Here is a 12,887-nt window from a genome sequence, read left to right on the forward strand (position 1 = left end):
CAATAAGTATTAGCGGACATAAAATAACTATTTTTACTGAGTTAATGTCCGCTAATGATACTTATAGGACATTAAGTATCAAATTTATCTAGTTGTGCTCAAATGACATCGACTTTTTAAGTTAACCTAAATGCACACAAAAACCCTTATTATAACTCAGGTTAACTCAGTTAACTTAATGGAGTCGCTATACCATATGATGTCCGCTAATGCTTGTTGCGTTATCCTGTTCCATTGCTACACATACCCCTTTATTCCTACTAAGAAATAATCCCAGTTTTTAATTGTTACGCTACCATCTCGCCAGAAAGTACATAACCATTTTCCTTTATAAGTAGCAATGGAAAGTCCACTAGCATAGAAAGTTTTTGAATGAGTAACATATGATGTTGAAGAAAAAGAATCAGAGAAAGCAGGTTCTGTTTTCACAGTATCTACAACTTTTAGGCCGTTAGAAGCTGTATAAGATGAAATAGGATTTTCTTTTGTTGCAGGTTGCATGTTATTGTTAATTTCTTTTTCAATTTCAGGAGTTAAATATGTATCTAAGCTAGGTTGTTTGGAAATTTCGGCAGCTTGCACATATTTGTTTGGTAATGAAAATGTACTAATCATTACAATTGTTAAGATGAAAAATAAAATTTTTTTCATAATTGTCCTCCTTGATATTATTATTTGGTACATTTATTATGATAATACAAAATATTTAGAAAATAAAGACAGAAATGTAAAAAGGAGGTTTATTTGTATGTATTTTATATTGATCCTTTTTTGTACGATTATTTCAACGATAATTGGTTTAGTTGTTTATAATTTAATTTCTAGTAATAAAAATGTTTTTGGAATTTTATCTGTAATATTGACAAATGTAATATTGATGTTGTTTTTTAACATGATTTCATTGATTTGGTGTACTTTAATTGCAATTGGTATATATGTTATAGTTCTTAAAATACGTTTTAAAAGAAATATAACTAATTAATAGATTTAAAAGATTATTTAAAGGGCCTTAATTGGCCTTTTTTTGTAATTTGTAAAAAGGAAAGGGAACTATTTATAGAGTTTTTTTAACTAATTCTGTTTTTTGTTGTTTGGATATTTTGTGGAATTAATATAATTATAAATATGAAATTGAATTTATTTAATATTGGGGTTTGTGTAGTAACAGAACAGAAACGGCAATAACCTATATTTTCGCTTCACCATAGCTAATAATAGAGTGTTTTTTATCAAAAAAATAAATATCTTACTGATTAAAAACTCAATATTTGTTAAATTTATCAAAAACGGTTGTTATTGTTAATTTGATTATGATAATAGTTTTGATAACGTAGTCTTAACGATTCAAAGCCTAATTTAACACAGTTTTTATCATTATCAAAAACCCTGATTTTTGATAACATGATTAAGTCTTATTGCCGTTCTTGTTCCATTACTACACAGACCCCATATTTTGTTATTAATTTTAATATAATGGTGGTTTAGTGAACTTTGGTATATTCAGTTTTTCATTTATAAAAAATAAAGTATAAGAAAACACCTTCATTTTTTGAAGGTGTTTTCTTATACTTTATTTTTATCGGTTAGAATGTGTTTGTAAAAAATAATCAGGTCGTGCGGGTGCACCACCACCGTCTCCTATATTTACAGCTTGATTTTTAAAAGAGTCGTTTAATCCTAACGATAGGATACTAATTAAAGATATTCCAAGTATAGTTAGATAAACTTTTTTCATTATTTTAACGCTCCTTTTTCTAGTTCGTTTTTTTGAGCTGTATTGCTCATATAAAAATATTGACTTGCTTTGTTATGGTTGTTTTCTTCATAAAATCTTAGAGCTAAGATATCAGCATATTCTTTTACACATTCCCATAGTTTTTCTTGTTTAAAGTAAGTAATACCTTCTGAAATTGATGTTTCTAAAGTTAATATAGGAACTTTATTATTGAGTGCTTTTAAGATTTTAAAACGATGTTGGAATTCTTGATTGTTAAAGTCGTTACTAAGTTTTAAGCCTTTTTCAATTAGTTGTTCAGCGTAATTATGGTCATTTATTTTATAGTATTCAAATGCTTCTACGAAAAATGCTTTGAAATGATTTGGATTGTTTTTTGTTACTTCGGATACATGACGAATTGCCAGTTTAGATAAATTTTGTTTTGAATATAACCAGGCTAAATTATGTCTTACCATAAGCATAGAGTTTTTATGGTTATTTTTTTGGAATGTGTCTAGGGCTTTATTAAATGATTCCTCAGCTAGTTCGAAATGTTTTAAGTCAATACAACATAGGCCTATAAAGTTGTCACATAGTGCTATATTTATTTCATAACCTTCATGTTTTGAAAATTCTTCTTTAGCTAATTTTATATAATCAAGAGCTATTACTTGTTTATAGATTTGATAATAAAAATATCCCATTCGATAATTAAATTTAGCATGTTCTATTGGATCAGGAATGTGTATTAATAGTTCTTTTGCTTTTTCATAGTGTTCACTTGCTTCAGTGTAATTGGATGTTAAAGTAGAATGGAATGCTTTAAAGAAGTGATAATAATAAGCTAGGAAGTCATCTGCTGGAGTTGTGAAATTATCCATTTCATCAAAACTGTTTTCGTTAATACTTATCCAATCCGTTAATGCTTTGTATCTAAAATCCAATAAAGAATAGTATAAGAGTAAGTTTTGATTTTCTTTGACATTGTTAATTTCACTGTCTATATATTCTTTTAATTGTTTTGCTTTAACTAATTGTTGTTTTAGCATGGATTGATACCAGTCATTTAATAATTTTGTTATTTGTTCATTTTCTAACTGAACATTCATAGAATCTTCCCCTTTTCCAAAATTATCTATATCTTGTTTTTACCATGTTATCATGGTAGTACATTAGATTAACTTTTAAATAAGTTGATATATATTATTTTTAATATTCTGTTTATTTTATCTTTGTTTTTATATGGATGACAAAAAGCCCTTTTATATCAAGGGCTTTTTGCTAATGGGCGTAAATAAGATATTAGTCTTATTGACATTTTTAGGATATCAAATTTAGTTAAAACTGTATATATTTGTTTTTCGGAATATAAAAAGTCAGACAAGATATAACAAAAAAAGCCATTCATGCTATAATTGAGTTGTCTAAGCTACAACTATAGGAGAAGGGCTTTTCTTACTGTTATACAATTAATTAGAGTGTTCAGACTCGAATTAATTTATCTAACTACATAATAACAAAATAAAAGTCTCTTCGCTAGTTGTAAATACTAGGAACGAGGAGAAAAGCATGACCAATACCATTGATTTTAAACAAGTTGAGAAAAATGCAAGAATACGTGATTTTGAGAATGAAAAAGAAAAGTTTAAACAAGATCATAACGGAATTAATCAAGAAGAAATAAATCAAGCAATGCAAGTATTAAGTAAAGCTACTGGTGGAAAAGAAGTTTTTATAGGTACTAAGCGTTCTCCACAATCAAGAGTGAAATTCGCTCAATTCATTCAAGATAATATAGATCAATTAGAAGAAATAAATTATCTTGATAACAAAGAAATTGTGGTTATTTGGAAAATAAGTAGAAAAATAGGTTTTCTATCAAATTGTATTGTAGATGATATACATAAAAAAAATCCTGTTCCATTAACTCAAACAGAGATTGCCTTATTGTTAAAAAGAACTAAAAATAACATTAATCCTATTATTAAATCATTAGTAGATAAAGGGATTTTAGCTGTTTCAGAGATTGGAATTGCAGGTAATAATGTTAGAGCCAATGCGTATTTTATGAATCCAAATATTATTTTTGCAGGTAATAAAGATGATGTTAATCCAACATTGAAAGCGATGTTTCATAGGGTTCCAAAAGAATTAAAAAACTTACCTGTAAAATTATTTTAAAGCTGAAATTTTCAGCTTTTTTTTGTTATTTTTGAAGTTCTTAAAATCAAGAACTTTAGTTCTTGATTTTAAGAACTTCAAAAACCTTCTTAAACCCTTGATATAATTATGTTTTTATCCTCAAACAAGGGATGTTTACTCTCACTCTCTATATAAGGGCTAAAAGTTCCGCAAGGAACAGGTCGTATTTTTGAGTAAAAAGCACTCAAAAATCTCCACCTTTTTCACTACGTTTCATCCTTGCCAAACTTTTTTCGGCTGGTTTTTAGCTTTCGCCAAGCCGAACAGACCAAAAACGGGGTTAAGTTGCTCGACTTGGACTAGCAATTGTACCAGCCGAACCGCCAATTCTTCCGTTCAAAGCATGATTCTTTTTCCATATGGATCAACGCTATGTGGGGTTTAGCCCCCACACGACTAGCCAGCACTCACACCCAAAAACAAGGGGGAATTACATTATTTAGTTAGTAAATATTTGTATGTTTTTTGTCACAAGTAGTTACATTTTGAATTTGAAAATCGTGTTACCTTTATAAAAGGTTACCGAAATATAATAATTATTCAGGGAGACAATTTATGAAAAAATTATTGATTAGTTTTATTGCTATTTTATTTTTTATTTGTGGCTTTAACTTGAAAGCGTTTGCTGCTGAGGAAGTTATTGATTATCAATCTCTTTATAATCAAGCAATTCAAGAAGGTGTTTTAGATCAAAATAGTGTATCTTATAATGAATGGTTAAAACAAAATAAAGAAGAATTTATGCCTATATATCAAGATGGCTTAAAACAAGGTGTTTTTCTAGAACCGTTATCTTATAATGAATGGCTAAAATTAAATAATTATGGACAAGCACCAATGGGAGATACTGAATTTTTTGATGATGTGACTCCAAAAGGAAGTTGGGGTGGATTTACTTTAAAAGCTGGAGATATATTTATAACAAATGCAACAAGTTCAGCAGGTATAGTAGGACATGCAGCTATTGCTAATGGTGATAATTATATTTTACATATGCCTGGTGCTGGCCAAGGAAATCAACAATTATCTACATCTAATTGGATGCAAAAATATACTGCGTCAGGAAAATGGATTAAGGTTTATCGATTAAAAGATCAAACACTTGCTAGGGATGTAGCTAGATATGCTGATAGAAATTTTTATTCCACTACTGGAAGTGCAACTAAAAATGTTTATTTAGATTATGGTATCGATACACATCTGTATCAAAAAAATCCAACTTATTGTTCTAAGCTAGTATTTCAAGCATTTTATTTTGGTTCTGGATCAAGAAATGTTATGCAAGCGGTTAGTGGAATCGTAACTCCTTATGGTTTAATTGATACTTTTACTTCAGCATATAGACCGTCATTAGTAAAAACATATTAATAAATAATTTAGGAGGATTAAATTTGAAAAAAAAAAGATGTTAATAATGATGACTATCTTTATATCAATAGTTTTAGTAGTTAGTTTTGTTTTATTTAATAGAGTACATGCGAAAAAATCTATATATAATTACATTGCTAGACAAGGAATACAAGAAAGTCAGTTGAAATATATTGATTTTCGTAAAGACTTTAAAATAGGTGGATATTGGCTTGCTGTTTATGTTGAAGGAGAAAATCCTGATATTTATTATGAATATTCTTATCAAGATAAAAAAGTTAATTTTCAAGCTTACTTTAATTCTGAAAAAGCTATAAAGAAAAAAATGTGGGGTGGAAGTGGACTTACTGAAACAGAGATGAAAAAATTAAAGTATCCACCTTTGTAATAATAAACAGTATAAAAAAGAACTTAAATAAAGGATAAAATAAAGACTAATTAGTATTAAATAGATAAGTACTAATTAGTCTTTTTATTTTTTTTTAATTTAGTATTAATTAGAATTAAGAGTTTGATAAAGGATTTAATGAGCGATGGGGGTAACTTGCAAAGTGACTATTGGGAGAAGAAAAATAAGCGGTAAGTGTCAATGGTAAGCGGACTGGAATAGATCAGCGGTTTGTGCTGATCTATGAAAGGAGCATTAAGGAATGGACACGTGCAGCCGATTTTCCATCCTCTTGGCAGTTCCTCAAAACGAACCGTTTTGGGGACGCCAACCGGCGAGGAAGCCCCTCAAGGATTTGAGGGGTTGGGGAGTTCGATTGATGGGGTCAAGGGGAAGAGTTCCCCTTGTGGGGTGTGGGGCAACGCCCCTGGTCTTTATCACGCTGTGGCGTGATTTGGCGAAGCCAACGAGGTCTCGCAGAGCCCACACCAAATGTAATTTGGTATAGTGGGCTATACCAAAACTTTGGATTCGCTCTCTCGATATGTTATGATAGTCTCAAAAGTAGTCCTCTTACCGAAGACAATTGTGAGGGAAAAACATGAACAAATTCGCAATCATTCACATGCAGAAATTTCAAATTTCTGATGTGCAAGGGATTCAAAAACATAATCAAAGACAAGGAAAAAGTAAATCAAATTTAGACATCGATTACTCGAAAAGTGAACAGAATTATGATTTGTTGAATCAGCAAAAAATTAGATATGAAAGCACAATTAAACAAGAGATTAGTGAACGAGTAAAACGAAAGCCACGAGCCAATTCGGTTGTACTTTCAGAATTTGTAGTAACAGCTTCGCCTGATTACATGCATTCTTTAAGTTTAGAAGAACAGAAACGTTATTTTGAGAGTTCATTAGATTTTATTCAAAAACGTTATGGCAAACAAAATACGTTGTATGCGATGGTTCATATGGATGAAGCGACACCACATATGCATATTGGTGTCATGCCTATTACAGAAGACAATCGTTTGTCCGCAAAAGATATGTTTACGAGAAAAGAGCTCACATCTTTACAGCAAGATTTCCCGATGGAAATGCGGGAAAAAGGCTTTGATGTAGAACGGGGTGAAGGTTCTGAGAAAAAACATTTATCGCCTCAAGCCTTTAAGGAAAAACAAGATTTACAAGTAGAAGTGGAACAGTTATCAAATGTAAAAACGCATTTAAAAACAAAAGTAGTGGAAACCCATAATCAATTACAACAAACTACAAACTACATCGAAAAACAGAATGAAACGTTACAAAAAATTCAGCAACAATTTTTAAATTTAGATAAAAAAATTAAAGAAAAGAAACAGGAATTTGAAACGTTTCGAAATCAAGTTCCGGATAAACCAGTGTCAATGTCTTATTTGCGAGAAGAAACAAAAACAGAAGTAACAACGAAACTGTTTGGAAAGCCAGAAATTACTGAGAAGAAAACAGGAAACATTGTGGTTACACGTGAGCAATGGAGAGATATGACAGAAAAAGTGAATGCAGCCGTTATTGTTAAAAAAGATTATGAACGTTTACAGAAGACGGATCTTGTAAAAGAGAATCAAAGTTTACGAGAAGATAATAAATATTTAGAAGAAACAATAGAGGGGAATAATCTTGCTTTAAAACATTCTTATAAACAAAATCGGGAATTAGAAGAAGTAAATAAAGAATTGCATACTGAAATAGGCACTTTAAAGGCTCATATAAGAGATTTACAGATGAATATAAAGGTTTTATATCAACAGACGAAAAAAGTCTTTAAAGAGCAATTTAAGGCATTTAGAGGACTTATTAAAAACGAACTGGATATGAAGGGTGTAGATAATCAATTTGAACGTGAACATACAAGAGAAATAAGAAGTAGACAGAAAGGATATGACATGGAACGTTAGAAACGTTTTGTGATATACTATAATTATTCATCACTAACTAATTTATGGGTTTCATCCATTTAAAAATCTCTTTATATGTGTGCATATAAAGAGATTTTTTGCGTTTATGTAATTAAAATTATGTTAAGATTGATAAGACTACATTTGAAAATGTGGGTTCAAGTTGCTGTTTGACTGAATTGCACAAAAAAACCAATTCTATTACACGAGAATTGGTTTTTTTGCGTATAACGAATAGAGATATATCTAGGCGTTTAAGGAGTTGTATCTTATATAATTTAGTCTAACATTAATAAAAAGAAAATTCAAAAATATTCACTAGGTTTGTTGTTTATAAGGAATTATAAAACATGAAATTTTGCATATTTTCTAATTAATTCCCGGAAATAGGAATTAATGATTTATAATAAATAGATGAAATACCCTTTCAGTTTCCGATGAACTGTACTTTAGTCTGTTGTTAGTACGAAGTCTTTTAAAAGACTTCGTACTTTTTTTATTGTCGACCAAGACTATGTTGTAAATGCTCATAGCATTGTATGTTGAATTTCAATTGTAAGTTCCAAAGTAAACTTTTGAATATTAGTTTACTTTCAAATTATTGATTTTATAGAACTTTAAGAGATTTTTAGAAAAATAGACATTTCCATAAAGAAAGTATACATTCAGAACACAAGAATAAAAGGATTTCCACACCAGACCTTTGCCCCTTAGTCTTCGCAGTAAGGAAAGGCGCCTGTGTTAGCCTATTCGGACTAGCCAGTCTGTTTGCGAAGTGGGGGCAAACAGAAGGAAGGCATTAAACGGGATTTTATACTATGGTAAAAAACATTATTTATTGAAAAATAAAAAGCCACATTAATGTGGCTTTTGTTATCTTGTTTTTGTAATTGAACTAGATACAGAAGAACCATTAGAAATACTTATATTCCAGATTGTATCACCTGTGAAGAATCCACTTTGAAGTGTTACATATCCACGAGCTTTTGCCGGTTTACCACTAGATAGTATACTAGTAGATTTATTACTAGGGGTACCGCCAGCATTTCGGAAAAAAACCACGCTAAGGATTTTTTCTATAAAAAGAGCCGTTATATTAAGAATAAAACGGCTCTTTTATACGTAAAGGACGTAAATTCATTTGCCCAGTGTCATGTAATCCTTCAAATTTGTATTCTCCAAGAAAATTGATATGTTCCCATCCTAACGGCCACGCATATGGCATTAAATCTTCTCTAAATTCTCCTCTTGCTTTTAATTCTTCTACGGCTTTTTCCATATATACAGTGTTCCACACACTTATAGCGTTAATAATTATGTTTAGTGCACTAGCTCTTTGTAACTGGTCTTGGAGAGCACGTTCTCTAAATTCTCCACGTTGTCCAAAAAATATAATTCTAGCTAATGCATTGATTGCTTCTCCTTTATTTAAACCTTTTTGAACCCGTCTCCTTACGGCTTTATTAGATATGTAATCCAGCGTAAAGAGGGTTTTCTCGATTCGTCCCATTTCTCCAAGTGCTGTTGCGAGTTTATTTTGTCTTGCATATGATCCGAGCTTCCCCATGATAAGAGCGCTAGATACTTTTCCTGTTTGAACCGAGTATGCCAACCTTCTAATATCTTCATAGTTTTCTTTTATTAACTTTACATTAATTTTTCCTTTTAAAAGTGCTTGAACATTTTCATATTCTTCTCCACCAGGTATAGAAAAAAGCTTAGTATCTGCCAAATCACGAATACGAGGAGCAAATCGAAATCCCAACAAGTGTGTTAAAGCGAAAACTTGATCTGTATATCCAGCTGTATCTGTGTAATGTTCTTCAATTTTTAAATCTGTTTCATGATGAAGAAGCCCATCTAATACATGAAGAGCATCTCGTGCATTGGTAGTAATGACTTTCACATGATAGGCAGATAGCTGATCACTTACAAATCGATAAATGGTTCCACCTTTTCCCGTTCCATAGTGTGGATTGGAATCTGCATGTAGAGAACGTACAGCAATGGATAAACGCATACCATCAGAAGAAGAAGTTGTCCCATCTCCCCAATAGGATGATAACTTTTGTTCCTTTTGGAAATTCACGAGAATAGATTGAGCGCGAACCATTGCATCATCATACATTCTCCATTGTGAAGCATTTGCCATTTGTCTATAGGAGATTCCAGGGGTAGCTTCCGCCATTTTTGTAAGACCTATATTTGTCCCCATTGCCATCAAAGTAGCTAATACAATATTCTGTTCCTCTTGATCAGGAGATTGATTGGTAGAGGCGTGGATAAATTGATCATGAAATCCAGTCCAACTGGCCACTTCTATTAGTAAATCTGTCAGTTTTATTCTGGGTAACATACTATGAAGAAGTTTACTAAATGCTTTTGCTTCTTCTGGAGTTCCTCTATCCAATCGCTCAACATGTAGTTTTCCTTGACTAATATCTACTCCTTCTAATTTCTCGCTATTTTTTGATAACCATTCTAAATGTTCATTTAATCGGTTTATTCGGTCAGTTATATAATCTTCAGCTTTTAAAGGGGCTGTAAGGCCATTTGGAATGTTTGAAACTTCGTTCCATTCATCATACGGTATAAGATAATCATCAAATGCCTTATGATGTCTACTGCCTGATACAAAAATATCTCCTGAACGAATATGATTTCTTAACTCGGTTAAAGCTGCCAATTCATAATAGTGCCGATTAATGTTTCCGTCATCATCATATACATGTTTTTGCCAACGGTTAGATACAAAGTGTAAGGGAGCGCCATGAGGCACTTTTCGTTTACCTGTTTCATTCAATTCATGAATCGTATCAAGTGCTTGTAAAACGGGTTCTCCAGATTTCGTCGCTCTAAAATGAAGACTGCGTAATAAAGTAGGTGCATATCGTCTAACATAGGAATAACGAGTATTTAACAAATCCAAATAGTCATAATTTAAAGGCCGTGATAGTTGTTTTGCTTCTTCAACAGATTCGACCATCTCATTCCATGACATTACTTCATCTAGGGCTGCAAAAGCATCTTTACCCGTTTCTTTTGCCTCAATTAGTGTCCCGCATACAGTAATAAATTGTAAAATCTTCTCGTTTAATTTTTTCCCATTTGCTTGCTGTATTTCGTCTTGTTCTTTTTTCCCTTTTGTTTGAAGATTCATCATAAGACGATCATGAATTTCAATTGCGTAATCTATAAGGTCTTGTGTAATCTCCAATAAAAATGAGACTAACATACTATATCTTTTTACTTCATTGAATCGTCTAAAAGCATATGGCTCATATTTTGATCCTAATCTAGCGAGCTGCCGAAGACGATTTGTATTAATTTTTGTGGTATCAATAGTAAGACCAATTTTTTGAACAAATTGTAATCGGTCTATTACTTTTAAAAATGATTCTGGTGAAGGCTGGGCCGGTACATCTTTTAGCCATGCTAATGGAGATTTACCATTTATAGTTGGTAAAAGTAACGCATCTAATTGATCTTTTTGTTCTTGGACCAAACCGTCATGTAGTATACTATACACTTTCTGATCTGCTTGTTGCTTTGCTTCCCAGACGATATCTTCAATCACATACATAGCTGGAAGAATGACTTTCATTTTTCGCAATGTAGATATTGTTATTTCAATTAAATAGAGGGTATTATTGTTATCCATTGCTTGTTGCACTAAAAATTGTAATAAAGTTTCTTTATATTCAGAAGAAAAATTCTGATATCCATATTCTGTTCGAATTTCCCCAAGATGCTCCCATAAAGTATTCCCACGTTTGGCATATACTAAAAATTCTTCAGGTGGAATCTGTAACTGACTCGCAACGTAAGCCACTACATATTGTGGAATGTCTTTATATTCTGTTAAGGACCAGCCAGGATAACGAATTAATGCAAGCTGAAGAGCGAACCCTAAACGATTGTATCCTCTACGGTGTTTTAATATTAAATGTAAGTCATGTTTAGAAAAAGTATGAAATGTTACCAAATCCCATTCTGTTAAACGTGATAAATCCATTAACTCATTTCGTTGTGCCTCTGACAGTAATTGTTTAACTCCCATTGTTTCCCCTTTACTCCTTTATAAGAGCTCCATTTTATTTTTTAGCTGCAGTTGGTTTGGATTTGTGTAAAGTAGTGTCGTATGGATGTTAGAGTGCCCAGCTTGATTTGCAACTTCATGAATGCTAAATCCTTTTTCAATTGCATTCGTACAGAAGAAGTGTCGTAATTGGTGTGGAGTAATAACATTGCTGTATGATTTAAAGATACGATTGACGACCGTACGGTCGAGCTTTTCTCGCTTTTTACTAATAAAAAGATACGGAGATTCATGTGCTGTACTGTATGTTTTTCGATCGATGAGATAATCTTTGATAGCACTAAGTACCTTACTATTTAGTAATACAATTCGTTGTTTACCTCCTTTTCCACTTCGAATAATACATTCCCCAGTCTGTAAATTGAAGTCATTCATTTTGATAGATAATGCCTCTGAAATACGTACTCCTGTATATGCTAGGAGAGTGGCAATTGCATAATTACGTTTGTTATTATCCTCTAACACACTTTGTAAAAACTTTTTTACATCTAATTCAACAATTTGGGTTGGAGAAGCATAGACAGTTTGAACCTTTATCATGTCTGTTTTTAAAATTACTTGATCTTGTTGACTTCCTTTCTGTATTAGAAATTCATTAAATTTAGCAAGGCTACTAATCTTGTGGTTAATGGACTTGGCGTTCAACATTTTGACATTCTTTAAATAACTAATGTACTCTAAGATATTTTGTCGGTACAATTTTGTTAATTTTCTGTCATAGGAACCTTCAAACCATTTTATGTACTGTCTAATACCTGATGTGTATCCCTGAACAGTGTTCTCAGTTTTATTCTCTTGTTTAAGATAAGAAGAAAACTGTTTTGCAACATCCATGTGATTTCCTCCGCGTCTATAAATTGTGTTGCGTCTAAAAGTATTTATTTATCGATAAATTGTGTTGCGTTAAACCCCTAGATTTATATTTATTATAACACCTAATACAACACAATTAATATTGTGTTGTATTATTTTTTGTATAAAAAAAGACACTGTATGTGTCTTGGAATAATGATATATTTTCTGATTTTTTAACTCTGATTTTCTTAGCGTGGTTTTTTTCCGAAATGCTGGCGGTACCCCTACTATAGGAACCATCGTTTATGGTCTTTGTGTAGCAATGGAACCAAATCACGCAATAAGTATGGTCTTTGTGTAGCAATGGAACCAAATCACG

10 protein-coding genes are annotated in these 12,887 nt (G+C 31.6%); 4 read left to right on the forward strand and 6 right to left on the reverse strand.

From position 1 onward, the window contains the following. Window positions 1–237: 237 nt before the first annotated feature. The 3 genes from QCI79_RS34610 to QCI79_RS34620 form a co-directional block, all read right to left on the reverse strand. Window positions 238–651 carry a hypothetical protein gene (locus QCI79_RS34610; protein ID WP_021729666.1) on the reverse strand — a complete coding sequence of 138 codons (414 nt, stop codon included), beginning with the start codon at window positions 649–651 and terminating at the stop codon, window positions 238–240. Window positions 652–1,576: 925 nt separating this feature from the next. Continuing rightward, window positions 1,577–1,735, reverse strand: a complete 159-nt coding sequence (locus QCI79_RS34615) for a hypothetical protein (RefSeq protein ID WP_000758643.1) — start codon at window positions 1,733–1,735, stop codon at window positions 1,577–1,579. Continuing rightward, a complete protein-coding gene (locus QCI79_RS34620) occupies window positions 1,735–2,826 on the reverse strand; it encodes a response regulator aspartate phosphatase (protein WP_353842281.1) in 1,092 nt (363 codons plus the stop codon). Before QCI79_RS34620 ends, QCI79_RS34615 begins: the two co-directional genes overlap by 1 nt. Window positions 2,827–3,286: 460 nt before the next feature. Here QCI79_RS34620 and QCI79_RS34625 point away from each other — a divergent pair, with 460 nt between their 5' ends. From QCI79_RS34625 to mobV, 4 genes are all read left to right on the forward strand, one after another. Next, window positions 3,287–3,898 (forward strand): helix-turn-helix domain-containing protein, encoded by a 612-nt coding sequence (locus QCI79_RS34625; protein ID WP_000185570.1) that lies wholly within the window; start codon window positions 3,287–3,289, stop codon window positions 3,896–3,898. Between the two features lie 576 nt (window positions 3,899–4,474). Then, a complete protein-coding gene (locus tag QCI79_RS34630) occupies window positions 4,475–5,287 on the forward strand; it encodes a C40 family peptidase (RefSeq protein WP_000734782.1) in 813 nt (270 codons plus the stop codon). Between the two features lie 37 nt (window positions 5,288–5,324). After that, a complete protein-coding gene (locus tag QCI79_RS34635; RefSeq protein WP_021729366.1) occupies window positions 5,325–5,675 on the forward strand; it encodes a DUF3139 domain-containing protein in 351 nt (116 codons plus the stop codon). Window positions 5,676–6,276: 601 nt separating this feature from the next. After that, entirely contained in the window at window positions 6,277–7,614 is a 1,338-nt protein-coding gene (gene mobV / locus QCI79_RS34640; protein WP_048556187.1) for a MobV family relaxase, read from the forward strand. Between the two features lie 873 nt (window positions 7,615–8,487). Here the strand turns inward: mobV and QCI79_RS34645 are convergent. From QCI79_RS34645 to tnpI, 3 genes are read right to left on the reverse strand one after another with little or no spacing between them, the layout of a single operon-like run. Next, a complete protein-coding gene (locus QCI79_RS34645; RefSeq protein ID WP_031310435.1) occupies window positions 8,488–8,676 on the reverse strand; it encodes a hypothetical protein in 189 nt (62 codons plus the stop codon). Between the two features lie 34 nt (window positions 8,677–8,710). Continuing rightward, a complete protein-coding gene (locus tag QCI79_RS34650) occupies window positions 8,711–11,674 on the reverse strand; it encodes a Tn3 family transposase (protein WP_000538375.1) in 2,964 nt (987 codons plus the stop codon). Between the two features lie 18 nt (window positions 11,675–11,692). Further along, window positions 11,693–12,547: a TnP I resolvase gene (tnpI, locus tag QCI79_RS34655; RefSeq protein ID WP_000382147.1), complete on the reverse strand. Its 855-nt coding sequence runs from the start codon at window positions 12,545–12,547 to the stop codon at window positions 11,693–11,695. Window positions 12,548–12,887 lie beyond the last annotated feature (340 nt).

Origin of the sequence: Bacillus cereus group sp. MG1 (genome assembly GCF_040460035.1) — a bacterium.
In the GTDB taxonomy this organism is placed as follows: Bacteria; Bacillota; Bacilli; order Bacillales; family Bacillaceae_G; genus Bacillus_A; species Bacillus_A cereus.